The sequence below is a fragment of the Clavibacter sp. B3I6 genome, assembly GCF_030816895.1.
Taxonomy (GTDB): Bacteria; Actinomycetota; Actinomycetes; order Actinomycetales; family Microbacteriaceae; genus Clavibacter.
In genome coordinates this window covers 2,770,683-2,792,604 of record NZ_JAUSYL010000001.1, presented here as the reverse complement: position 1 = coordinate 2,792,604, position 21,922 = coordinate 2,770,683, and the positions used below count along the sequence as shown (strand labels likewise).

Annotated in this window: 22 protein-coding genes; 11 read left to right on the top strand and 11 right to left on the bottom strand. The window is 74.5% G+C overall.

The window, feature by feature from the left end:
- Positions 1-9: 9 nt before the first annotated feature.
- Positions 10-453, bottom strand: coding sequence for a helix-turn-helix domain-containing protein (locus QFZ62_RS13540; RefSeq protein WP_307506676.1), 444 nt, complete (start codon positions 451-453; stop codon positions 10-12).
- 111 nt (positions 454-564) lie between these two features.
- Here QFZ62_RS13540 and QFZ62_RS13535 point away from each other — a divergent pair, with 111 nt between their 5' ends.
- The gene (locus QFZ62_RS13535) at positions 565-1,437 is read left to right on the top strand and encodes an oxidoreductase (protein ID WP_307506674.1); all 873 of its coding nucleotides are present in this window, start codon (positions 565-567) and stop codon (positions 1,435-1,437) included.
- 55 nt (positions 1,438-1,492) lie between these two features.
- On the opposite strand, the gene QFZ62_RS13530 is transcribed toward QFZ62_RS13535, so the two are convergent.
- Positions 1,493-1,993 (bottom strand): ATP-binding protein, encoded by a 501-nt coding sequence (locus QFZ62_RS13530; protein WP_307506672.1) that lies wholly within the window; start codon positions 1,991-1,993, stop codon positions 1,493-1,495.
- 181 nt (positions 1,994-2,174) lie between these two features.
- Here QFZ62_RS13530 and treS point away from each other — a divergent pair, with 181 nt between their 5' ends.
- Positions 2,175-4,433 (top strand): maltose alpha-D-glucosyltransferase, encoded by a 2,259-nt coding sequence (treS, locus tag QFZ62_RS13525; RefSeq protein ID WP_307506670.1) that lies wholly within the window; start codon positions 2,175-2,177, stop codon positions 4,431-4,433.
- A gap of 12 nt (positions 4,434-4,445) precedes the next feature.
- On the opposite strand, the gene QFZ62_RS13520 is transcribed toward treS, so the two are convergent.
- Positions 4,446-4,811, bottom strand: coding sequence for a DoxX family protein (locus QFZ62_RS13520; protein ID WP_307506667.1), 366 nt, complete (start codon positions 4,809-4,811; stop codon positions 4,446-4,448).
- A gap of 181 nt (positions 4,812-4,992) precedes the next feature.
- Between QFZ62_RS13520 and QFZ62_RS13515 the strand changes: the two genes are divergently transcribed.
- The 4 genes from QFZ62_RS13515 (at position 4,993) to QFZ62_RS13500 (ending at position 9,834) form a co-directional block, all read left to right on the top strand.
- Positions 4,993-6,678 (top strand): dolichyl-phosphate-mannose--protein mannosyltransferase, encoded by a 1,686-nt coding sequence (locus QFZ62_RS13515; RefSeq protein ID WP_307507820.1) that lies wholly within the window; start codon positions 4,993-4,995, stop codon positions 6,676-6,678.
- Positions 6,678-7,682 carry a YeiH family protein gene (locus tag QFZ62_RS13510; protein WP_307506664.1) on the top strand — a complete coding sequence of 335 codons (1,005 nt, stop codon included), beginning with the start codon at positions 6,678-6,680 and terminating at the stop codon, positions 7,680-7,682. Before QFZ62_RS13515 ends, QFZ62_RS13510 begins: the two co-directional genes overlap by 1 nt.
- Positions 7,683-7,789: 107 nt before the next feature.
- Positions 7,790-9,085, top strand: a complete 1,296-nt coding sequence (locus QFZ62_RS13505) for an O-acetylhomoserine aminocarboxypropyltransferase/cysteine synthase family protein (RefSeq protein ID WP_307506661.1) — start codon at positions 7,790-7,792, stop codon at positions 9,083-9,085.
- A 218-nt stretch (positions 9,086-9,303) separates the two neighbouring features.
- Positions 9,304-9,834, top strand: a complete 531-nt coding sequence (locus tag QFZ62_RS13500; protein WP_307507816.1) for a CoA-binding protein — start codon at positions 9,304-9,306, stop codon at positions 9,832-9,834.
- 34 nt (positions 9,835-9,868) lie between these two features.
- On the opposite strand, the gene QFZ62_RS13495 is transcribed toward QFZ62_RS13500, so the two are convergent.
- The gene (locus QFZ62_RS13495) at positions 9,869-10,378 is read right to left on the bottom strand and encodes a DUF427 domain-containing protein (protein ID WP_307506658.1); all 510 of its coding nucleotides are present in this window, start codon (positions 10,376-10,378) and stop codon (positions 9,869-9,871) included.
- Between the two features lie 184 nt (positions 10,379-10,562).
- Between QFZ62_RS13495 and QFZ62_RS13490 the strand changes: the two genes are divergently transcribed.
- The 4 genes from QFZ62_RS13490 to QFZ62_RS13475 all read left to right on the top strand — a co-directional run bounded on the left by QFZ62_RS13490 (position 10,563) and on the right by QFZ62_RS13475 (position 13,405).
- A complete protein-coding gene (locus QFZ62_RS13490) occupies positions 10,563-10,823 on the top strand; it encodes a GlsB/YeaQ/YmgE family stress response membrane protein (protein WP_043583378.1) in 261 nt (86 codons plus the stop codon).
- A gap of 136 nt (positions 10,824-10,959) precedes the next feature.
- Complete coding sequence (locus QFZ62_RS13485; RefSeq protein WP_307506653.1) at positions 10,960-11,631, top strand: hypothetical protein; 672 nt, start codon at positions 10,960-10,962, stop codon at positions 11,629-11,631.
- Positions 11,628-12,995, top strand: a complete 1,368-nt coding sequence (locus tag QFZ62_RS13480) for an L-serine ammonia-lyase (protein WP_307506650.1) — start codon at positions 11,628-11,630, stop codon at positions 12,993-12,995. The genes QFZ62_RS13485 and QFZ62_RS13480 overlap by 4 nt, the downstream gene beginning before the upstream one ends.
- A 158-nt stretch (positions 12,996-13,153) precedes the next feature.
- Positions 13,154-13,405 carry a hypothetical protein gene (locus QFZ62_RS13475; RefSeq protein WP_307506647.1) on the top strand — a complete coding sequence of 84 codons (252 nt, stop codon included), beginning with the start codon at positions 13,154-13,156 and terminating at the stop codon, positions 13,403-13,405.
- Here the strand turns inward: QFZ62_RS13475 and QFZ62_RS13470 are convergent.
- From QFZ62_RS13470 to QFZ62_RS13460, 3 genes are read right to left on the bottom strand one after another with little or no spacing between them, the layout of a single operon-like run.
- The gene (locus QFZ62_RS13470) at positions 13,402-14,526 is read right to left on the bottom strand and encodes a hypothetical protein (RefSeq protein WP_307506644.1); all 1,125 of its coding nucleotides are present in this window, start codon (positions 14,524-14,526) and stop codon (positions 13,402-13,404) included. The genes QFZ62_RS13475 and QFZ62_RS13470 overlap by 4 nt on opposite strands.
- Entirely contained in the window at positions 14,523-15,341 is an 819-nt protein-coding gene (locus QFZ62_RS13465) for an IclR family transcriptional regulator (protein ID WP_307506642.1), read from the bottom strand. Before QFZ62_RS13465 ends, QFZ62_RS13470 begins: the two co-directional genes overlap by 4 nt.
- Positions 15,338-16,144: an NAD(P)-dependent oxidoreductase gene (locus tag QFZ62_RS13460; RefSeq protein ID WP_307506639.1), complete on the bottom strand. Its 807-nt coding sequence runs from the start codon at positions 16,142-16,144 to the stop codon at positions 15,338-15,340. Before QFZ62_RS13460 ends, QFZ62_RS13465 begins: the two co-directional genes overlap by 4 nt.
- A 143-nt stretch (positions 16,145-16,287) precedes the next feature.
- Between QFZ62_RS13460 and QFZ62_RS13455 the strand changes: the two genes are divergently transcribed.
- On the top strand, positions 16,288-17,244 hold the full coding sequence (locus tag QFZ62_RS13455) for a 5-dehydro-4-deoxyglucarate dehydratase (RefSeq protein WP_307506636.1): 957 nt from the start codon (positions 16,288-16,290) through the stop codon (positions 17,242-17,244).
- Positions 17,245-17,283: 39 nt separating this feature from the next.
- Here QFZ62_RS13455 and QFZ62_RS13450 read toward each other — a convergent pair whose 3' ends face one another.
- From QFZ62_RS13450 to QFZ62_RS13435, 4 genes are all read right to left on the bottom strand, one after another.
- The gene (locus QFZ62_RS13450) at positions 17,284-17,730 is read right to left on the bottom strand and encodes a hypothetical protein (protein ID WP_307506633.1); all 447 of its coding nucleotides are present in this window, start codon (positions 17,728-17,730) and stop codon (positions 17,284-17,286) included.
- 157 nt (positions 17,731-17,887) lie between these two features.
- Complete coding sequence (locus QFZ62_RS13445) at positions 17,888-19,795, bottom strand: thioredoxin domain-containing protein (protein ID WP_307506630.1); 1,908 nt, start codon at positions 19,793-19,795, stop codon at positions 17,888-17,890.
- A 67-nt stretch (positions 19,796-19,862) separates the two neighbouring features.
- Positions 19,863-21,038 carry a magnesium and cobalt transport protein CorA gene (locus QFZ62_RS13440; RefSeq protein ID WP_307506627.1) on the bottom strand — a complete coding sequence of 392 codons (1,176 nt, stop codon included), beginning with the start codon at positions 21,036-21,038 and terminating at the stop codon, positions 19,863-19,865.
- Positions 21,039-21,098: 60 nt separating this feature from the next.
- Positions 21,099-21,899 carry an aldo/keto reductase gene (locus QFZ62_RS13435; RefSeq protein ID WP_307507813.1) on the bottom strand — a complete coding sequence of 267 codons (801 nt, stop codon included), beginning with the start codon at positions 21,897-21,899 and terminating at the stop codon, positions 21,099-21,101.
- Between the last annotated feature and the right edge of the window lie 23 nt (positions 21,900-21,922).

Below are 21,922 nucleotides of genomic sequence, written 5' to 3'. Positions count from 1 at the left end.
CTGCAGGCGCTACGCGCTCTCGCCCCGCTCCTCGCGGCCGCCGTCGAACCGGTCCTGGTGCGCTGCCACCTCGTCGCGGTGCGACTCCGCCCACAGCTTGAGCTGCCGGACCGTGCCGTGCAGGGAGAGCCCGAGGTCGGTCAGCTCGTAGGTGACGGTCACGGGCACCGTGGCGGTCGCCGTGCGGGTGACGAGGCCGTCCCGTTCCAGCGACCGCAGCGTCTGCGACAGCATCTTCGGGCTGACGCCCGCGAGGATCCGGCCGAGCTCCGAGTACCGCAGGGGACGCGGCTCCCCGTCGCAGTCGGGGCCGCTGCCCAGGGCGGAGAGGACGAGCGTCACCCACTTGCCGGAGACGCGGGCGAGGATCTGCTGGCTCGGGCAGACCGACAGGTACGCGTCGTACCGCGCCTTCGCGGTCGCCCTCTCCTCGGCAGCGGTCGTCGTGGCCATGCGGACCTCCCGGGTACCTACGCACTTTCAGGTGCCTGCTTCCGGACGGATAGCAGAACCTCCAGGGTGGAGCACGACACCCCGTCCCACAAGCCCTGGAGGGCACACACCATGAGCACCACCGCATCCGACCTGCCCGGCGGCACCTGGACCCTCGGCGACCGCACCGTGACGCGCTTCGGCTACGGGGCCATGCAGCTCGCCGGGCCCTGGGTCCTCGGCCCGCCCGCCGACCGCGACGGCGCCCTCGAGGTCCTGCGCCAGGCCGTCGCCTCCGGGATCACGCACATCGACACCGCCGAGACCTACGGGCCCCGCGTCGTCAACGAGCTGATCCGCGAGGCGCTCCACCCCTATCCCGCCGACCTGCTGATCGCCACCAAGGCCGGCGGACGCCGTGACGGGCAGGGAGGCTGGCCGTCCGCGCGCACGCCCGACGAGCTCCGCGCGCAGGTCGACGACAACCTGGAGACCCTCGGCGTCGACGTCCTCGACCTCGTGCACCTGCGGCTCGGCGACGCCGACGGACCGGTGCCGGAGCGGATCGGCGAGGCGTTCGAGACGCTCGTCGACCTGCAGCGGCAGGGCGTGATCCGGCACCTCGGCGTCAGCAACGCCACCGCCGACCAGGTCGCCGAGGCGCAGTCGATCGCCCCGATCGTCTCCGTGCAGAACATGTACAACCTGGCGAACCGGACGGACGACGCGCTCATCGACCGGCTCGCGGCGGAGGGGATCGCCTACATCCCGTTCTTCCCCCTCGGCGGATTCACCCCCCTGCAGTCCGGCTCCCTCTCCGCCGTCGCCGCGCGGCTCGACGCGACGCCGATGTCCGTGGCGCTGGCGTGGCTGCTGCAGCGCTCGCCGAACGTCCTCCTCATCCCGGGGACCTCCTCGGCGGCGCACCTGCGCGAGAACGTCGCCGGCAGCGCCCTGCGGCTCTCCGCCGACGACGTCGCCGAGCTCGACCGCATCGCGGGCTGACGCCGCGTGACGTGCGCCCGGCCCGGCGCGACGCGTCCCGCGGCGGGCCGGGCGCTCAGTCCGCGGTCTCGCCGCTGACGGCGACGTGGTGGTCGCGCTGGAGCACGTCGGGGAGGCGCATCACGAGGCGCCAGCGGTTGCCGCCGGGGTCGCGCTCGTAGGAGAAGTCGTCCATCAGCAGCTCGATCATCGCGATGCCGCGGCCGGACTCCGCCATCTCCTCGGGGTCCGGCATCTTCGTGCGGAACGGGACGTGCACCTCGGCGCCGCTGTCGCTCAGCACGGCCTCCAACGCGGTGGCCGTGCGCTGCAGGGTCAGCTGGCACAGCAGCCGCTCGCCCCCGTCGGCGTGCTCGATGACGTTCCCCGCGAGCTCGACCAGCGCCGTCTCGAAGCGGATCCGCTCCCGGTCGCCCAGGTCGGCGTTCAGGTGCCAGAAGTCGTCGACCGACTCGTGCACCTCGTCGACGTCGTTCGGCGGCACCAGCAGCAGCACCGTGCGCTCCCACGCCGGTCCGTGGATCGCCGGCGCATCCCCCGTGTCGTCGCTCCCCATGGCGCGATGCTCCCATACGACCCGGCCCCGCTCCTAGCGTCCCCGCCCCTCGACGCGACTCGCGCCCGGGCGACGCCGCGGCGGACCACGGGGCCCGCCATCCTGCGTACGCTCGTGGCAGCGGCCTGCGAGCCGACGGCGCCCGGACCGGGCGCGCACCACCACCCCGAGGAGCACCACAGTGGACGACGCCATCGAGACGAACGCGATCCCCGACCCGGAGCCCACGGAGATCACCTACGACGAGGACCGCTTCCCCGCGCGTCCCGCGCGTCTCCGCTCCCGTCCCCAGATGCGCGCGAGCGGGATCCGCCGCTCCTCCTCGGATCCGCGCGCCGCCGACGCCTCGAACCCCTCCTACGTGGAGTGGCTCCGCCGCCAGTCGATGCTCGGCGACGCCGACGTGCTGAGCCGCGGCCTCTCCGGCTCGCCCAGCATGTGGTCGAACCCGTACGCGCGCCCGGACGCCCGCCGCGCCATCGACACCGCCTCCGTGTGGTTCACCGCGTATCCGATCTCGCTCATCACCAAGCCCGGGGAGTCGTACCTCGCCGCGCTCGGCGACCCGCAGCTGTGGGAGATCTTCCAGTCGATCGGCATCGAGGCCGTGCACACCGGGCCCGTGAAGCTCGCCGGCGGCATCACCGAGTGGTCGCAGACCGCGAGCGTCGACGGCCACTTCGACCGCATCAGCACCCAGATCGACTCCGCGTTCGGCACGGAGGACGAGTTCCGCCGCCTCACCGAGGTCGCCGACGAGCACGGCGGCAGCGTCATCGACGACATCGTGCCCGGCCACACCGGCAAGGGCGCCGACTTCCGCCTGGCGGAGATGGGCTACAAGGACTTCCCCGGGATCTACCACATGGTCGAGATCCCCGAGGAGGACTGGCACCTCCTCCCCGACGTGCTGCCGGGCCGCGACGCCGTGAACCTCGACGTCGTCGCCGAGCAGGCGCTCGCCGACCAGGGCTACATCATCGGCCGCCTCCAGCGCGTGATCTTCTACGCGCCGGGCGTCAAGGAGACCAACTGGAGCGCCACCGCGCCCGTGCTCGGCGTCGACGGCCGCACGCGCCGCTGGGTGTACCTGCACTACTTCAAGCAGGGGCAGCCCTCCATCAACTGGCTCGACCCCACGTTCGCCGGAATGCGCATGGTCATCGGCGACGCGCTGCACTCGCTCGGCGACCTCGGCGCCAGCGCGCTGCGCCTCGACGCGAACGGCTTCCTCGGCGTCGAGAAGAGCGTCGAGGGACCGGCGTGGTCCGAGGGCCACCCGCTCTCCGAGGCCGCGAACCACCTCATCGCGAGCATGGTGCGCAAGGTCGGCGGCTTCTCCTTCCAGGAGCTGAACCTCACGATGGAGGACATCCGGGACACGGGCCGCGTCGGCGCCGACCTGTCGTACGACTTCATCAACCGGCCGGCGTACCAGCACGCGCTCGCGACCGGCGACACCGAGTTCCTGCGCCTCACGCTCCGCACCTCGCTCGAGGTCGGCGTGGAGCCCGTGACCCTCGTGCACGCGCTGCAGAACCACGACGAGCTCACCTACGAGCTCGTGCACTGGGCGACCGAGCACTGCGCGGACGTGTTCCCGTTCCGGGGCGAGGAGGTGACCGGCGCGGACCTCGCCGTCACGATCCGCGGCGACCTCCTCGAGGAGCTCACCGGCGAGAGCGCCGACTACAACCACGTGTTCACCACGAACGGCATCGCCTGCACGACGGCCTCCGTCATCGCGGCGGCGCAGGGCTTCACGACCCTCGACGCCATCGGCGAGGACGACGTCGCGGGGATCCGCGCCGCGCACCTCCTGCTCGCGAAGTTCAACGCGTGGCAGCCGGGCGTCTTCGCGCTCTCCGCGTGGGACCTGCTCGGCGTCCTGCCGCTGCAGGCGTCGCAGGTCGCCGACCTCATCGAGGGCGGCGACACCCGCTGGGTCCACCGCGGCGGCCACGACCTGCTCGACGCGGCGCCCGAGGCGACCACGTCCGGATCCGGCATGCCGCGCGGCCGCTCGCTCTACGGGTCGCTGCCCGCGCAGGTGGACGACCCCGCGTCGTTCGTGTCCGGCCTCCGCAGCGTCCTCGACGTGCGCGAGCGCTTCGACGTCGCGGTCGGCACGCAGGTCGACGTCCCGGACGTCGGCCACCACGGCATGCTCGTGATGGTGCACCGCCTCGACAACGGCGACCCGTCGGGTGACGCGCGGCTCCAGCTGACGGTGCTGAACTTCACGGGCGAGCCGATCCTCGCCACGGTGCGCTCCGAGCACCTGCCGAGCCGTCGCGCCGTCCGCGACGCCACCACGGACCAGGTCATCGGCACGGTCGACGACCTGTCCAGCTTCCCCGTGCAGCTCGAGCCGTACGCGGGCCTGTTCCTGCTGCTCGACGAGGAGCCGGAGTCCGACGAGGAGGACGCCGACCGGTAGGCCGCCGCCGGGTCACCCCAGGACGACGAAGCCCAGCACGGCCGCCGCGACCGCGAGCACCAGGAGCGCGAGCGGCGGCGTGACGGGTTCGCGCCGACGGGCGTGCACCACGACCGCCCCGAGCATCAGCACCGCGAGGCAGACCGCCGCGACGGGGCTCAGCACCGGCGCGATCCCGGTGGCGAGCGGCAGGATCAGCCCGACGGCCCCGACGACCTCCAGGGCGGCGATCGCCGTGATGGCGGCCGCGGGGAAGTCCTCCGCCCACGGCATGCCGCCGTCGATGAGGGCCCGCCGCGAGCGGACGAGCTTGAGGATCCCGGCGCCGAGCACGCCGACGGCCAGCATGGCGGAGACGGCCCAGAGGGCGATGAGCACGGGTCCCCCCTTCGTGCGCGATCGGTCGACATGCCGACCGTAGCGCCGGGGCGCCTCCACGTCGACGGGCGGTGCGACCGGCCGCAGCACGCGGCGGGATGCCGACGCCCGAGCGGACCGCCGGCACCCGCTCCGGCCGGGGCGGTCCCGCACCGGCATGCGATGATGAGCCGTGCCCGACATGCCCCACCGCTCCGCCGCGCACGGCGTCGACGAGGCCCGGCAGGTCGACGCGACGGACGGCGTCCCCACCCGCGCGTCCCAGCGGGCCGACGAGCGGGCGCTCACCGCCCGCGGCTCCCGGCTCGACGACCGGTGGGCGCGCCTCGTCTCCGCGCCCGCGCGCCGCCGCGCCTGGCACTGGGGCACGCCGATCCTCATCACGCTGCTCGCGGCGGTGCTCCGCATCCAGTCGCTCGGCCACCCGGCGACCCTCGTGTTCGACGAGACGTTCTACGTCAAGGACGCGTGGACCCTCCTCCACCTCGGCTACGAGGGCTCCTGGCCCACGGATCCGAACCCCGACTTCATCGCCGGGCAGACCGACGGCTACCTGCAGGCGCCCGCGTTCGTGGCGCATCCGCCGCTCGGCAAGTGGATCATCGCGCTCGGGCTCGCCGTGTCCGGCGCCGCCGATCCCTTCGGCTGGCGCATCGCGACGGCCGTGGTCGGCACGCTCGCGGTCGTCCTCCTCATGCTCATCGCCCGCCGCCTCACCGGCTCCCCGGTGGTCGCCGCCATCGCGGGCCTCCTCCTCGCGATCGACGGCCACGCCATCGTGATGAGCCGCGTCGCGCTCCTCGACACGCACGTCATGTTCCTCGGGCTGCTGGGCTTCGGCGCGATCCTCCTCGACCGCACCTGGCACGAGCGCCGCTTCGCGCGGCTGCTGGCCCTCCGCCGCGACGCCCGCCCGGACGACGCCCGCCCGCTCGAGTGGGGCCCGGTCGTGCTGTGGCGGCCCTGGCTCATCGCGGCCGGCCTCGCGTTCGGCGCGACGTCGTCGGTCAAGTGGTCGGGGATCTTCTTCCTCGCGGGCTTCGGCCTCTACGTGGTGCTCACCGACATGCTCCTGCGCCGCCGCCACGGGCTCGCCGCGTGGTTCACGGCGGGCGCGGTCGTGCAGGGCCCGATCTCCTTCCTGCTCCTCGTGCCGCCGGCGATCGCCGCGTTCCTCGCCTCCTACGCGGGCTGGTTCGCGACGGCGGGCGGCTACTTCCGCGGCTGGGCGGCGGAGGGCGCGAACGCCTGGCAGGGCGGGCTCGCGTGGGTGCCGCTGTCGGTCCAGAGCCTGTGGCACTACCTGTCGCAGCAGTACCAGTTCAACGTGGGGCTCGACGTCACGCACCCGTACCGGGCGGATCCGCGCCTGTGGCTCCTCCTCTACCGGCCGACGCAGTTCTACTACGAGGGCTACGGACCCGGCGAGGCGGGCTGCACGATCGACGCGTGCGCGGAGTCCATCACCTCGATCGCCAACCCGATCATCTGGTGGCTCTCGGTCGCCGCGATGCTCTACCTCGTGTACCGGCTCGCGGCCCGCCGCGAGTGGCGCGTGGGCCTCGTGCTGATGGGGATCGTCGTGGGCTACCTGCCGTGGCTGCTCTACGTGGACCGGACGGTGTTCCAGTTCTACTCGATCGCGTTCGAGCCGTACCTCCTCCTCGGCCTCGCGATGGTGCTGGGGATGGTGCTCGGCGACCGGGACGATCCCCGTCCCCGGCGCACCCGTGGCATCGTGATCGTCGGCGCGGTCCTCGTCGTGTGCGTGCTGGTCAGCGCGTTCTTCTACCCGCTCTGGACGGGGCAGCTGGTGCCGACGTGGTTCTGGCGGCTGCACGCGTGGATCCCCTCGGGCTGGGTCTGATGCCCGCCACCGCCGCGCGCGTCCACCCCGCGCTCCCCGGCCTCGCCGCGGCCGCCGCCGCCGCGCTGGTCGCGTGGCTCGTGCACCTGCTCGTCCCGGCGATCCCGCTGCTCACGGTCGCGGTCGCCCTCGGGATCGCCGCCGCGCAGGTCCCGGCCGCCCGCCCCGCGCTCACCGGCCCGCTGAAGCCCGGCCTCACGCTCGCGTCGAAGCGGCTGATGCGGATCGGCGTCGTGCTCCTCGGCCTGCAGCTGGGGCTCTCCGACATCGTCGGGCTCGGCGGGCGTGCGGTGCTGCTCGTGGTCGCCGTGGTGGTGCTGTCGTTCGCGGGCACGTACGCCATCGCCCGCGCGCTCCGGATGCCCGGCCAGCAGCCGCTCCTCCTCGCCACCGGGTTCTCCATCTGCGGCGCGAGCGCGATCGGCGCGATGGCCGGCGTCACGCGCGCCCGGCCCGCGGACCAGGGCGCGCCCGTCGCGCTCGTCACCCTCTGCGGCACCCTCGCGATCGCCGTGCTGCCGCCGCTCGCCGGCCCGCTCGGGCTCGACGACGTCGCGTTCGGCCACTGGGTCGGCGCGGGCGTGCACGACGTGGGGCAGGTGGTCGCGACCGCGCAGATCGCGGGATCCGCCGCCCTCACCATCGCGATCGCCGTGAAGCTCACGCGCGTGCTGCTGCTCGCGCCCGTGGTCGCCGTCGCGGGCGTCGTGATGCGCCGCCGCGAGGGCCGGGTCGAGGGCACGGCGCGTCCGCCGATCGTGCCGCTGTTCGTGCTCGGCTTCCTCGCCGCCGTGCTGGTGCGCACGTTCGTCCCCCTGCCGGACGGCGTGCTCGATGCCGCGCAGCTCGTGCAGACGGCGCTCCTCGCGATCGCCCTGGTGGCGCTCGGGTCCGCGGTGCGCCTCCGCGAGCTCGTCGGCCAGGGCGGTTCCGCGCTGGCCGCCGGCCTCCTCTCCTGGGCCCTCATCGCGGGCCTGGCGCTCGCGGCCGTGCGCCTGTCCTAGGTCCGCCGCGACCGCCGCCCCGCCCGACGGGCACGCCGCGTCGGGCGCATGTCGCCGCATTACGACGCGGCCGGGGAACCCCCGGGAGCCCGGGCTAGCGTGAGGCCATGGTCGATCGCGAGTACGGGTTCAGGACGAGGGCGATCCACGCGGGCAACATCCCCGACGCCACCACGGGCGCACGCGCCCTCCCCATCTACCAGTCGAGCGCGTTCGTGTTCGACGACACCGCCGACGCCGCGGCGCGCTTCGCGCTGCAGAAGTACGGCAACGTCTACTCGCGCCTGTCGAACCCCACCGTCGCGGCGTTCGAGGAGCGCGTGGCGAGCCTCGAGGGCGGCCTCGGCGCCGTCGCGACGGCCAGCGGGCTGAGCGCGCAGTACATCACCTTCGCGTCGCTCGCGGGCGCCGGCGACCACATCGTCGCCTCCGCGAACCTCTACGGCGGATCCATCACCCAGCTCGACGTCACCCTCCGCCGCTTCGGGGTGGAGACCACCTTCGTGCAGTCGAGCGACCCGGCCGACTACGCCGCCGCGATCACCGACCGCACCAAGCTCGTCTTCGCCGAGACGGTCGCGAACCCGTCGGGCGAGATCGCCGACATCGAGGGCCTCGCGGCCGTCGCGCACGCCGCCGGCGTCCCGCTCGTCATCGACTCCACCATCGCGACCCCGTACCTCAACCGGCCCATCGAGTGGGGCGCCGACATCGTCATCCACTCGGCCACGAAGTTCCTCGGGGGGCACGGCACGACGCTCGGCGGCGTGGTCGTGGAGTCGGGCCTCTTCGACTGGGAGAGCGCGCGCTTCCCCCTCCTCGACCAGCCCGTGCCGAGCTACGGCGGGCTCAACTGGACGGGCAACTTCGGCGAGTACGCGTTCCTCACCCGGCTCCGGGCCGAGCAGCTCCGCGACATCGGGCCGGCGCTCGCGCCGCACTCCGCGTTCCTGCTCGCACAGGGCGTCGAGACGCTCCCGTACCGGATGCAGGCGCACATCGACAACGCGCGGGCCGTCGCCGAGTGGCTCGACGCGGATCCGCGCATCACCGCCGTCAACTGGGCCGGCCTCCCGGCGCACCCGCACCACGAGCGGGCGCGCAAGTACCTGCCGACGGGACCCGGATCCGTGTTCACGTTCGAGGTCGCGGGCGGCCGTGCCGTCGGCCAGCGCTTCATCGAGTCGGTGGAGCTCGCGAGCCACCTCGCCAACATCGGCGACGCGAAGACGCTCGTCATCCACCCGGCCTCCACGACCCACGCGCAGCTGAGCGAGGCGCAGCTGGTGGACGCGGGCGTGCTGCCCGGGATCGTCCGCATCAGCGTCGGCATCGAGGACGTCGCCGACATCATCCACGACCTGGACCAGGCGCTCGCCGCCGCCACGGAGGGAGCGAAGTGAGCTTCGACACCGGCGGGGTGCCGCCCGAGCGCACCGGATCCACGTCCCACCCGTCGGCCGACGCCGCCGACCTCGCGCCCCTCCACCCGGCCGAGGAGGCTGCCGACCGCGCCGCCGGCGACGCCGCCGAGGCGCAGGACGACGACGCGACCGCGCCGGTCACCCCGGTCGCGGACCCGGACGCCGACGGCACCCAGACCACGCAGCTCCAGAACGGCCTGACCTGCGCGATCCCCCGCTCCAGCCCGCTCGCCGCGCTCCTCCGCTCGGAGCGCAGCTGGACGGGCCCGAGCGCGAAGGAGCGCCAGGCGATCCTCCGCCGCGCGACGAGCGTCGCCATCGTCGGCGCGTCCCCGAATCCCGCCCGGTCCAGCTACTTCGTCGGCACGTACCTGCAGCAGTCGAGCGACTACCGCGTGTACTTCGTGAACCCGAACGCCACCGAGATCCTCGGCCAGAAGGCGTACCCGGACCTCGCGTCGCTGCCCGAGGTGCCCGACATCGTCGACGTGTTCCGGAAGGCCGGCGACATCCCGTCGGTGGTGGACGACGTGGTCGCCGTCGGCGCGCCCGTCATCTGGGTGCAGCTCGGCATCTGGAACCAGGAGGCGGCCGAGGACGCGGAGGCCCGGGGCCTCACCGTGGTCATGGACCGCTGCATCAAGGTCGAGCACGCCCGCTTCCACGGCGGCCTGCACCTGCTCGGCTTCGACACGGGCGTCATCAGCTCGCGGAAGGCCGTCGTCTAGCGGAGCGGATCCGGCGGCGGGGAGCCCGCGCGCCTCACCAGCCGAGCGTGCCGGGGGCGCCCTTGAACGGGCCGACGACCCGCGGCGTGATCCAGCCGCCGTAGAAGTCGCCCTCCTGCGCCTCCACGACGACGCCGTCGACCGTGATGCGGTCCATGCGCGAGGGGTACACGGCGATCATGTCGGCGAGCACCTCGAATCCGCGCGTCGGCGACGGGTACCACCACGCGGAGCGGTCCGCTGTGACGCCGCCGCCCGTGATGGTGAGGTACGACGCCTCCCCCTTGTACTCGCACCAGGAGCGTCCGGCGGCCGAGGCGAGGACGCCGGCCGCGAAGTCGCCCGAGGGGATGTAGTAGACGGGCGGGTGGCTCGTCTCGAGCACGCGGACCGCCGCGCGGGTGTCGGCGACGGCCTTCCCGCCGAGCTCGATCACGACGTGCTCCCGCGACGGGTCGACGCGCGGCGGGCGCGGGTAGTCCCACACGGACTCCTGCCCCTCGCCGGGGATCTCACGGGGACGACGGACCGGGGGGATGCGCATGCGCCGACCGTACCGCGGGCGCCTGGACGGCCCGTAGCCCGGGGCGGATCCGGCTGCCGGACTCCGTCCCGTAAAGGCGTATCCACTAAACGTTTTTGCACGAATGGTCCTCAGGGTGCTTGACTAGGGCACGTCCACCCGCATTCGGGTGCCACACAGCACGTCATCTTTAGGAGCAATTCACATGGGCATCATCGGTTTTCTCGTTCTGGGCCTGATCGCCGGCGCGCTCGCCAAGCTGATCCTCCCGGGCAAGCAGGGTGGCGGAATCATCGTCACCCTGATCCTCGGCGTCGTCGGCGCGTTCCTCGGCGGCTTCATCGGCAGCGCGCTGTTCAACAAGCCGGTCGACGGCTTCGACCTCGGCTCGCTCGCGCTCGCCATCGTCGGCGCGATCATCGTCCTGCTGGTCTACGGCGCGATCGTCGGCCGCAAGAAGGCCTAGTCCTTCTGCAGCTCGAGGAGCCCTCGTCGTCGATCCGGACCGGATCGACGGCGGGGGCTCTTCCCATGTCCGGCCGGGTCCTGTCGGGCTCCTGATCCGCGCGGGATCCCGGCCGCGCCCTGCCTACGATGACCGCATGCCCGACGCCGCCGCCCCCACCCGATCCCGCACGGCCGCCGTCCTCGTGGCCGTCGCCCTGCCGCCGCTGGCCCTGGCCGTCGCGGGCCTCACGCACCCGACCTCGCTGACGGACGACACCGCCCTGCGGTGGCGCGACCTGCACATCGCCCTCCTCCCCCTCTTCCCGCTCCTCGCCATCGCGCCGATCCTCCTCACGCGCCGCCACGACCGCCGGCTCGGGATCCTCGCGATCGCCCTCGGCTTCGCGTACGCTGTCTGCTACCAGGCGCTCGACATCCTCGCGGGCATCGCGGCCGGCGCCCTGAAGATGCAGGGCGGGCAGGGCGTGACCACCATGTACGCGCTCGCGGACGGGATCGTGGTCACCGGCGTGTGGGCGTACGTCGCCGCCACCGTGCTCGCGAGCGCGCTCGTGATCCGGCACGCGGGGCTGCGGGCGCTGCCGGGCGCCGTGATCGCCGTGGTCGCGGCCGTCTCGTTCGTCGACAGCCACATCTTCCCGCCGCGCGGCGTGATCACCATGCTCGGCCTCGCGGTCGGCTGGACCTGGCTGGCGCTCGCCTCCCGCGGCCCCGCGCGCACCGCCCGCGCCGACCGCTCCGCCCGCGCGGGCTCCGCCACCGGCTCGCCGGGCGAGCCGGAGCCGCGGCATAGTCTGACGGCATGACAGCGTACGTCTCGGCACTCGACCTCTTCTCCATCGGGATCGGGCCGTCGAGCTCGCACACCGTCGGCCCCATGCGCGCCGCCCTGCTGTTCGCGGAGGAGTGCGCCGCCTCGCCCCGGCTCACCGACATCGCGCGCGTCACCGTGCGCCTCTTCGGCTCGCTCGGCGCGACCGGGCTCGGCCACGGCACGCCGGACGCGGTCGTCGCGGGGCTCGCCGGGCTCGCGCCCGAGACGTGCGACCCGGACGAGGTCCGGGGGCGCTGGTCCGGGCTCGGCGAGGGCGTCGACGTGCCGCTCGCGGGGATCCACCCCGTGCGGATGGTCGGGCGCGACCTGACCTTCGAGCCCTTCACGCGGCTCCCCCGGCACCCCAACGCCATGCACCTCGCGGCCCTCGACGCCGACGGCGGGACGGTGCTCGAGAGCACGTGGTTCTCCGTCGGCGGCGGGTTCGTGCTGCGCGAGGACCAGGCGCCGTCGGCCGTGCTGCCCACGGGGCTGCCCCACTCCTTCTCCAACGCGGACGAGCTCATCGCGCTGGCCGAGTCGACGGGCCGCTCCATCGCCGACGTGGCGCGCGACACCGAGGAGTCGATCCACGGATCCCGCCGCGCGGTCGCCGGGCTCGACGCCATCTGGGACGCCATGGCCGCGTGCGTCACCGCCGGCCTCGGCGGCCAGGGCACGCTGCCCGGCGGGCTGAACGTGCGGCGGCGCGCCGCGCGGGTCGCCTCGCAGCTCGCCGCCATCGACGCCGAGGGCGCGCGCGACACCTCGCACGAGTGGCTGCACGCGTTCGCGCTCGCGGTCAACGAGGAGAACGCGTCGGGCGGGCGCGTGGTCACGGCGCCCACGAACGGCGCCGCCGGGATCATCCCCGCGGTCGGCTCCTACTACCTGCGGTTCGTGCCCGGCGCCGACCGCGACGGGATCCGCGACTTCCTGCTCACCGCCACCGCCATCGGCTCGCTCGTGAAGGCCAACGCGTCCATCTCGGGCGCGGAGGCCGGCTGCCAGGGCGAGGTCGGCACCGCGTGCGCCATGGCCGCCGGGGCGCTCTGCGCGGTGCTCGGCGGAACCCCGCGCCAGGTCGAGAACGCCGCCGAGATCGCGATGGAGCACCACCTCGGCCTCACGTGCGATCCCGTGGGCGGGCTCGTGCAGATCCCGTGCATCGAGCGGAACGCCATCGCCGCGTCCACCGCCGTCAACGCCGCGCGCATGGCGCTGCACGGCGACGGCACGCACCTCGTCTCGCTCGACACGGTGATCGAGACCATGCGGCAGACGGGCCTCGACATGTCCACCAAGTACAAGGAGACGTCCACCGGGGGCCTCGCGGTCAACGTCATCGAGTGCTGAGGGCCTGCGGCGCCGCCCGCCGTGTCAGGCTGGGCGCATGGGTGTCCCCGCGCTGCTCCTCGCCGTCGCGGCGCTGCTGATCCTCGGCACCACCCAGCTCGCCGCGTGGGGGCGCACTCAAGCGCAACGGCTGGATCGGGATCCGCACCCGCCCCCTCATGGCGAGCGACGAGGCCTGGCGGGCCGGCCACCGCGCGGCGCTCCCCGCCCTCCGGAGCACGTGCCTGCCCGTCGCGATCGGCGGGGTGATCGGCGGCATCGCCGCGGGCGCCGGCATGAACAGCGTCGCGAGCTGGGGCGGCCTGCTGCTCGTCGGCGGCATCGTGTGGAGCACGTTCCGGGCCGGGCGGGCGGCACGCGCCGTCACGCGCCGCCGCGAGGACGAGCGCCCGCCCCTCCGCCGCGGCTAGCTCCCGACCGGACGGCCGGAGCTCAGCGCGTCGCCGACCGCGTCGAGGCGCTCCCGGCCGAGGAGGCCGAGGTGGTACGCGTACACGTCGTCGAGCGCGGCGACCGCGGCCGGCCAGTCGGCGCGGATGCTCGCGGGGGTCGCCGGCGGCAGCGCCCACATCCAGCCGCCGAGCGCGGTGCCGGGGAGCCGGGCGCGGAGCGCGGTGAGCTGGGCCGCGTCCGACGCGACGGCGTCCGTCAGCACGACGCCGTCGACCGCGTCGGCCTCGTCGAGGAGCGCCGCGAAGGGGCCGGTGCCCCAGGGATCCGCCTGCGCGTGCACGACCACGCGCGCGACGCCCGCCGCCCGGGCTGCCGCGACGCACGCCTCGAGGAGCAGCCGACGCGCGGCGGCGCGCACCACGAGGACCACGTCGAGGCCCTCGAGTCCGCCGCCCGCGTCCACGCGCTCGCGGACCAGGCCGCGCAGCGCGTCCGGATCCGCGCCCGCCGCCCGGAGCGCGTCGCCGCAGGCCGAGCAGAAGCAGATCGAGAGCAGCGCCTCCGCGTCCGCCGACCAGTCGGCGCCCGCGGTCTTCTCGTGGTGGCCCAGGTGCGCGACGCCCATCGGGCCGCACGCCTCGAGCAGCACGCCGTCGAGCGGGGCGACGGCCGCGGTCTCGGCGACCAGGGCGGTCGCGTACTCCCGCACCTCGGGCCGCGTGGGGCAGAGGGCGTACGGGTAGGACTCGCCGAACGCGTTCACGACGCAGCTGCCCGGATGGCGGCTGCCGACGCTGGTGGAGTGCGTGAGGACGATCCACGCCTCGACGCGCAGTCCGCCCGCGCGCGCGACCGCGGCGGCGCGGGCGAAGGCGTCGGGCCCGACCCACGGCGTCCGGTCGTCGGGGCGGAGCTCGCCCCACGCGCCGTCGCGGACCGGGAGGTAGAGCGCGGCGGACCGCGCGTCGACGATCCGGTGCCGCGGATGCAGCGGGGTGGCGGCGCGCGCCGAGTGATAGGCCGAGGCGATGGCGACGCCGTCCGCGCCGGCGTCACGCACGCGTGCGACGGCGTCGGGATCGTCCACGAGATCCCAGGGGTAGGCGCAGAAGGAGAGGCGCGGGGTGGGGGCGCTCATCGCACGCCCGTCGAGCGCAGGGTCTCGGCGAGGCGGCGGGCGTGCGCCTCGATGACGGCGGCGACGCGGGCGACCTCGTCGGGATCCGCCCGCTCGACGGGGATGGAGCAGCTGACGGCGTCGGTGGCGGGGATCCGGTAGCCGACCGCCACGGCGACGCACGCGACGCCGGGCGTGTTCTCCTCCCGCTCGGTCGCATGTCCGGCCGCGCGCGCCGCGTCGAGCTGGGCGTCGAGGGCGGCCCCGTCGGTGACGGTCGCGGGCGTGAGGGCCGCGAGGGTGCCGGTGCCGAGCGCCCGGCGCCGCTCCTCCGGCGTGAGCTCGGCGAGGAGCGCCTTGCCGAGCGCCGTCGCGTGGGCGGGGAGCTGCCGGCCCACGCGGGACGCCGCCCGCCGGGGCTCGGTCGTCTCGCGGGTGGCGAGGTAGAGCACCCGTCCGCCCTCGCGTCGGGCGTAGTGCGCGGTGTACCCCGTCTCGTCGCGGATCCGCTCGAGCGCCGGGAGCGCGTGCGGCAGCGCCCGGTCGCGGTCGAGGTAGGCGGTGCCGACGACGAGCGCGCGGGATCCGATGGAGACGTGCGTGCCGTCGTGCAGCAGCTCGATCCAGCCGCTCGCGGCCATGGTGTGCAGCAGCTGGTGGAGGCTCGAACGCGGGTAGCCGGATGCCCGGTGCAGGTCGACGACCGCGACGGGCGCACCGGCATCGGCCAGCCGCTCCAGGAGGGCGAGCGTCCGCTCGGCGGACTTCACGGGACGGAGGGCGCGGTCGGCCGGCGCCTCGCCCACCGCCTCGTCGACCACCGCCTCCGCCGTCACCACGGCTCCCCCAGGGCGTGCTGCGGGGCCGCGAACTCCCCGCCGATGAGGCCGTTCGCGTCCGGGTCGTCCCCGTCGCCGGCCGCCGCGAGGACGGCGTCGGCGTGGACCTCGGAGTCGTCGCGCGGATGGAAGCCGATCCGCTCGCCGGGGACGGGCGAGAACCACGCGCGGGTGTTGCGCGACACGCCCCAGACGACGTGGGCACCGGGCTCGTCGAGCACGGCGGCGGCCTCGATCAGCCGCACCACGTCGGGGAAGGAGAACCAGGTCGAGAGCGTCCGCCGGTTCACGGGCCGCTCGAGGATGCTCCCGATCCGCACGCTGACGACCGCGAGGCCGTGCCGGTCCGCGAAGACGGAGCCGAGCGCCTCCATCGCCGCCTTGCTCGCGCCGTAGTAGCCGTCGGGCCGGGGATCCAGCTCCTCGACGGGCTGCGGCGGGATGGGGTGGAAGCCGACGACGTGGTTCGAGCTCGCGAGCAGGACGCGGCGCACGCCGGTGTCGCGCGCGGCCTCGAGCACGCTCCGGGTGCCCTCGACGTTCGCGTCGGCGAGCGCGGCCCAGGGGCGTTCGCGGCTGAGCCCGCCGAGGTGCACCACGAGGTCCGCGCCGGTGAGGGCCGCGCGGACGGCGGCCGTGTCGGTGACCGAGGCGACGACCGCGGTCTCGCCGTCCACCGCATCCGGGTCGACCAGGTCGAGGAGCGTCAGCCGGTGGCCGGCCTCCCGCAGCAGCGGGCGCACCCCGCGGGCCACCTGCCCCGCCGCGCCGGTGATGACGATGCGTCGTGCGTCGGCCATGCCGTGGTCTCCCTCCGGGGTCCGTCCTCGTTGACGGCGGACCCGATGCCGCCTACGGTAGCAGCCACGTTCACGATGACGGAAGAAATTCACGTAGGTGAATGCCGGTCGTGATCCGACCACCACGATGCGACGAGGCACCCATGACCGAGACAGCCGACCCGACGACGGCCGTGCCGACCGGGCACCGCCCGCTCCCGCCGCTGGAGGGGGTCCTCTTCTTCCCCGTCACGCCGTTCGACGCCGCCGACCGGGTCGACGAGGACGTGCTCGCGCGGCACGTCGCCGACGGGCTCGCGGACGGCGCGGGCGCCGCCTTCGTCGCCTGCGGCACGGGCGAGTTCCATGCGCTCGACGTCGACGAGTACGCGCAGGCGGTGCGCGTGGCGGTCGCCGCCGCCGGGGGCCGCCACCTCGTGATCGCGGGGGCGGGAGGACCCCTCGGGCACGCGCGCCGGTGCGCACGGATCGCGGCCGACGCCGGTGCCGACGGCCTGCTCGTGCTGCCGCCGTACCTCGTGACCGGTCCGCAGGAGGGCGTCGCCGCGTACGTCGAGGCGGTCGCGCGGGCGACGCCGCTGCCCGTCATCGCCTACCACCGCGGCAGCGCCACGTTCGGGGACGCCACCGTCGAGCGCCTGCTGCGGCTGCCGACCCTCGCCGGGATCAAGGACGGGGTGGGCGACATGGCGCAGATGCAGCGCTTCGTGCTCGCGGCCCGCCGGGCGGGGCGGTCGGACGTGCGGTTCTTCAACGGGATGCTGACCGCGGAGGCGAGCCAGGCCGCGTACCGCGCCATCGGCGTGCCGCTCTACTCGTCCGCCGTGTTCGCGATGGCGCCGCGGATCGCGCTCGCCTTCCACACCGCGTACCTGGCCGACGACGAGGCGACGCAGCACCGCCTCCTCGACGGGTTCTTCACGCCGCTCGTGCGCCTCCGCGACGAGACGCCCGGGTTCGCGGTGTCGCTCATCAAGGCGGGGCTGCGGCTCCGCGGCCTGGCCGTCGGCTCCGTGCGGGCGCCGCTCGTGGACCCGAGCCCGGATCAGCTGGAGCGGCTCGCCCGGATCCTCGACCGCGGCGACGAGCTGACCGCGTGAGCGGAAGCGACGATCGACGGGGTCGAGGATCCACGCACGCTAGCCGAGCTCCTGCAGGACCGGTGTCGTCACCGGGTGCAGCAGGTCGGCGGGCGACGACACCTTGTAGATGACGTCCTTGGCCATGTTCACGCAGAAGTCGGCACCCGGGAAGGCCATGCGGGTCATCCAGTCCTCGCACCTCAGCATCTGGTAGTTGTACTCCGCGCGCGAGCCCGGGTACGCCTGGGCGTACCGCTGCTCCATCTCCGTGACCTTCCTCCCGCAGGTGTCCTTGCCGCTCCGTGACACCTTGATCACGAGCCCGGTGCCGATGCCGCCCCTCGTGGGCGCGTTGCTCGAGTTGTACACGCCGCACACGCGGAAGCCCGCCTCGGCGTGCGCGACGGGTGCGGGTCCGGCGACGGCGAGGGCGCTCGTCGTGACGACGACGGCGGCGGCGATCAGCAGGTTCCGCACGGAGGCGGCGTTCGTGGGCAGGGGCATGGTGGTCCTCTCCTCGGGGGTGTGGTGGTGTCGCGCGTCGCTGACGCGCGCCCTCGGAGGGTAGGAGTCGGGCGGGCAGCAGCGTCGTGATGCTCCCCAGCGGCGTGACGCGCCGCGGCGGCAGCGTCGAAGCCCGGCGCGATGCCCTCGTCCGGGGTCAGGCGGCCGGGTCGTCGGCGAGCTGCGCCCGGAGCGCGTCCGCGGTCTTCACCGGGAGGCGGCAGACGAAGTCGGCGCAGAGGTAGGCGGTGGCGCTGGATCCCGCGGTGCGGTCGGCGAGCAGCTCGAAGCCCGCGTCCGCCCACGCGCGTGCGGCCGACGCCGTGACGACGAGCGCGACGTCCGGCGGGCGGATGCGACCCCGCGCGAGGTCGGCGAGCGGGTCGCCCGCGGGATCGGCGCCGTCGGGCAGCACCACCACGAGCTGCCGGCCCGCCGCGTCGATCGCGACCGCCTGCTCGAGCGCGCCGCCGAACGCGATGGGTCGCGTCGCGCCGGCCGCCGCGACCGTCGCGAGCGCGGCGCGGGCGGCGCGCTCGTAGCGCGGATCCGCCGTCAGCCGCCCGAGGACGCGCGCCGCCGAGGACGCCGCGGTCAGCCCGGACGGGTACGCGCCCTCGGACGGGTCGGCGGCGAGGTCGAGGCCGAAGCCCGCGAGCACCGGATCCGCGCCCGTCGGCACCCGGAACCCCGCTGCGCCGGGCTGGGGCTCCGCGTCGGCCGCCGCGATGAGCGCGTCGACGAGGTCGCGGGCGCGCACCGCGTAGGCGACGTCGCCCGTCGCGAGCGCCAGCGCGAGCAGCCCGTCGGCGAGCATCCCGTGGTCCTCGAGCGTGGCGACCGCGGGCGAGACGCGGCCGTCGATGGACGCGCGGACGAGCGACCCGTCGGCACGCACGTGCTCCGCGAGCAGCATGTCGGCGGCATCCCGGGCGGCGGCGATCCACGCGGGCCGGTCGAACGCGCGGCCCGCGCGGGCGAGCGCGCCGATCGCGAGGCCGTTCCAGCCGGTGAGCACCTTGCCGTCCACCGCGGGCGGCTCCTCGGCCGCGCGGCCGGCGGCGTCGAGCGCGTAGTACCCGCCCTCGACGCGGCGGCCGCCGACCGTGCTCTCCGAGTCCTGCGCCGACGCGAAGCCGCCGGACGCCCGGCGGAGCGTGGTCGTGAGGAACGCGGCGATCCCGGCCGCCACGTCCTCGTCGCCCGCGCGCGCGTACGCGTCGAGGAGGAGAGCGTTGTCGTAGAGCATCCGCTCGTAGTGGGGCTCGGACCAGTCGCGGCGCGTGGAGTAGCGGAAGAAGCCGCCCTCGACCGGGTCGCGGAGGTCGGAGCGGGCCATCGCGTCGAGCGTGCGGCGGACGAGCGCGCCCGTCGCCTCCGCGCGCCCCGCCGCGAGGACCTCGGAGGTCGCGAGCGTGTCGAGCAGCAGCACGACGGGCGCGACCGGGAACTTCGGGGCGGATCCGAACCCGCCGTGCTCCGGGTCCTCGAACCCCGCGAGCTCCGCGGCCACGCGGTCGAGGGCGGCGGCGTCCGGCAGGGGCGAGGCGACGGCTCCGCGCGCCGAGGCCTCGCGGATCGCCGCGCTCAGCTGGCCCGCGCCCTGCTCCACCTGGTCGCGTCGCGTGGTCCAGGCGTCGCCGACGGCGTCGAGCACCTGCCGGAACGACGGGTGCCCGGCGCGCGGCTCGGGCGGCGAGTAGGTGCCCGCGTGGAAGGTGCGCCCCTCGGGCGTCGTGAACACGTTGAGCGGCCAGCCGAGCTGCTGCGTGAAGGCGCCGGCCGCGGTGATGAGCGCCGCGTCCACCTCCGGGTGCTCCTCGCGGTCGACCTTGATCGCGACGAAGCCGGCGTTCAGGCGCTCGGCCAGCGCGGGGTCCGAGAACGTCTCGCGCGCCATGACGTGGCACCAGTGGCAGGTCGCGTAGCCGACCGAGACGAGCACGGGCACGTCACGGCGCCGCGCCTCGGCGAACGCCTCCTCGCCCCACGGCCGCCAGTCGACCGGGTTGTCCGCGTGGCTGAGGAGGTACGGGCTGACGGCGTCGGCGAGGCGGTTGGGCATGCGTCCACGCTACGCGCGGGTCCTGACGCGGGTCGGGATCCGGGGGCGGGTCGGGCCCGCGCCCGGGTCAGATCCAGTCGCGCTTGCGGAAGATCCCGAAGAGCACGCCGCTCACGCCGAGCATGAGCACGAGGGAGAGCGGGTAGCCCCAGTCCCAGTGCAGCTCGGGCATGAGGTCGAAGTTCATGCCGTAGACGCTGGAGACCAGGGTCGGCGCGAAGAGGATGGCTGCCCAGCCGGAGATCTTGCGGGTCTCCACGCTCTGCCGGTTGCTCGACTCGCTGAGCTCGCGCATCTCCTCGTTCTGGCGCTGGCCGACGAGCGTGCTGTTCACGGTGAGGATGTCGCGGAGCAGCACGCGGAACTCCTCGACGCGCTCGTTGACGACGATGACGTGATCGGCCACGTCGCGGAGCGCCTGCTGGAGCCCCTCCCCCACGCGGTACTTGCCGGATCCGGCCTGCAGCTGCTGCAGCATGCCGGTGAGCGGGCGCACGGCGCGCTGGAAGTCGATGACCTCGCGCGACAGCTCGTAGATGCGGCGCGACACGGCGGGGTCCCCGTCGAACACCTGGTCCTCGATCTCGTCGATGTCGTTGGCGAGGCCCGTGACGACGGGCGCGTAGCCGTCGACGACCGCGTCGAGGATCGCGTAGAGCACCGACTCGGGGCCGTCGGCGAGCAGCTCCGGCCGCTCCTGCATGCGGGTGCGGATGGCCGAGAGGTCGGGCGACTCCGCGTGCCGCACGGTGATGACGAAGTTGCGGCCGAGGAAGACGTGCAGCTCGCCGAACTCCACCTCCTCGCGCTCGTCGACGTAGCGGGCGGCGCGCAGCACCGTGAAGAGGGTGGAGCTGTAGCGCTCCGTCTTGGGACGCTGGTGCGCCTGGATCGCGTCCTCGACCGCCAGCTCGTGCAGGTCGAACTCCTCGGCGAGCGCCTGCAGCTCCTCGACCGTGGGGCGGTAGAGGCCGATCCACGCCATGGCGTCGGGCCGCTCGTCGAGCTCCCGGAAGGTGTCGGCGAGCGTCGCGGGGCTCGCGACGCGGCAGCCGTCGACGTACACGCCGTTGTCGACGAGGCTCGGGCGGCGTGCACCGCCGGGGGCGGCGCGGGTGCCGTGGTCGACTCCGTCGGCGTCGGCTCCCGCGGCACCGCCGACGCTCCCGCCGAGGGGCGCGACGCCCCGGGCGACCACGGACTTGAGGCGCGTGCGGATGCGGTGCTGGGACATGACGGCCACCGTACCCGCCGGAGGTGACGCCATCCCCGCCACCCGTCGACGGCCGGGCGGGGACGCGGGTCAGACCACCTGGTCCGGGTGGCTGCCGACGCGTCCGGCGGACTCGAGCGCGGTGATCCCCGCCATCTCCGCGTCGGTCAGCGAGAAGTCGAACACGTCCGCGTTCTCGACCAGCCGCTCCCGCCGCGTCGTCTTGGGGAAGACGATGGCGCCGCGCTGCACGTGCCACCGCAGCACGACCTGCGCGTCGGTGCGGCCGTGCGCGCGGGCGGCCTCGCGCACGACGGGCGCGTCGGCGACGGCGCCCCGCGCGAGCGGACTCCAGGCCTCGACGGCGATCCCGTGCTCGGTCAGGTAGGCGGTCGTCTCCCGCTGCTGGTGCCGCGGGTGCAGCTCGATCTGGTCGACGGCGGGCGCGGGCAGCCCGGCCGCGGCGAGCGCCTCCAGGTGCGGCACGAGGAAGTTGGAGACGCCGATGGAGCGGGTCAGCCCCTCCTCGCGGGCCGCGGCGAGCGCCTCCCACGTCTCGACGTAGAGCCCGCGCTCGGCCGCCGGCCAGTGGATGAGGTGCAGGTCGACCGCGGGCAGGTCGAGCCGGTCGAGGCTGCGTCGGATCGCGTCGCGCGCGCGGTCGCGGCCGTGGTCGTCGTTCCAGACCTTGGTGGTGACGAACAGCTCGTCGCGCGGGATCCCCGAGGCGCGGATCGCCCGGCCGACGCCCTCCTCGTTGCCGTACATCGCCGCGGTGTCGATGTGCCGGTAGCCGACCTCGAGCGCCTCCGCGACGATCCGCTCGGCGTCCGCGTCCGACACCTTGTAGGTGCCGACGCCGAACTGCGGGATGGGGATCCCGTCGCCCATCGGGACGGAGGGGATGGGGCTGC

Bases quoted from the DNA above. Each gene is read 5' to 3' on its own strand.
- QFZ62_RS13540 (WP_307506676.1), bottom strand. From the start codon at position 453: ATGGCCACGACGACCGCTGCCGAGGAGAGGGCGACCGCGAAGGCGCGG.
- QFZ62_RS13535 (WP_307506674.1), top strand. From the start codon at position 565: ATGAGCACCACCGCATCCGACCTGCCCGGCGGCACCTGGACCCTCGGC.
- QFZ62_RS13530 (WP_307506672.1), bottom strand. From the start codon at position 1,993: ATGGGGAGCGACGACACGGGGGATGCGCCGGCGATCCACGGACCGGCG.
- QFZ62_RS13515 (WP_307507820.1), top strand. From the start codon at position 4,993: ATGCCCCACCGCTCCGCCGCGCACGGCGTCGACGAGGCCCGGCAGGTC.
- QFZ62_RS13510 (WP_307506664.1), top strand. From the start codon at position 6,678: ATGCCCGCCACCGCCGCGCGCGTCCACCCCGCGCTCCCCGGCCTCGCC.
- QFZ62_RS13505 (WP_307506661.1), top strand. From the start codon at position 7,790: ATGGTCGATCGCGAGTACGGGTTCAGGACGAGGGCGATCCACGCGGGC.
- QFZ62_RS13495 (WP_307506658.1), bottom strand. From the start codon at position 10,378: ATGCGCATCCCCCCGGTCCGTCGTCCCCGTGAGATCCCCGGCGAGGGG.
- QFZ62_RS13490 (WP_043583378.1), top strand. From the start codon at position 10,563: ATGGGCATCATCGGTTTTCTCGTTCTGGGCCTGATCGCCGGCGCGCTC.
- QFZ62_RS13485 (WP_307506653.1), top strand. From the start codon at position 10,960: ATGCCCGACGCCGCCGCCCCCACCCGATCCCGCACGGCCGCCGTCCTC.
- QFZ62_RS13480 (WP_307506650.1), top strand. From the start codon at position 11,628: ATGACAGCGTACGTCTCGGCACTCGACCTCTTCTCCATCGGGATCGGG.
- QFZ62_RS13475 (WP_307506647.1), top strand. From the start codon at position 13,154: ATGGCGAGCGACGAGGCCTGGCGGGCCGGCCACCGCGCGGCGCTCCCC.
- QFZ62_RS13470 (WP_307506644.1), bottom strand. From the start codon at position 14,526: ATGAGCGCCCCCACCCCGCGCCTCTCCTTCTGCGCCTACCCCTGGGAT.
- QFZ62_RS13460 (WP_307506639.1), bottom strand. From the start codon at position 16,144: ATGGCCGACGCACGACGCATCGTCATCACCGGCGCGGCGGGGCAGGTG.
- QFZ62_RS13455 (WP_307506636.1), top strand. From the start codon at position 16,288: ATGACCGAGACAGCCGACCCGACGACGGCCGTGCCGACCGGGCACCGC.
- QFZ62_RS13450 (WP_307506633.1), bottom strand. From the start codon at position 17,730: ATGCCCCTGCCCACGAACGCCGCCTCCGTGCGGAACCTGCTGATCGCC.
- QFZ62_RS13445 (WP_307506630.1), bottom strand. From the start codon at position 19,795: ATGCCCAACCGCCTCGCCGACGCCGTCAGCCCGTACCTCCTCAGCCAC.
- QFZ62_RS13435 (WP_307507813.1), bottom strand. From the start codon at position 21,899: ATGGGCGACGGGATCCCCATCCCGCAGTTCGGCGTCGGCACCTACAAG.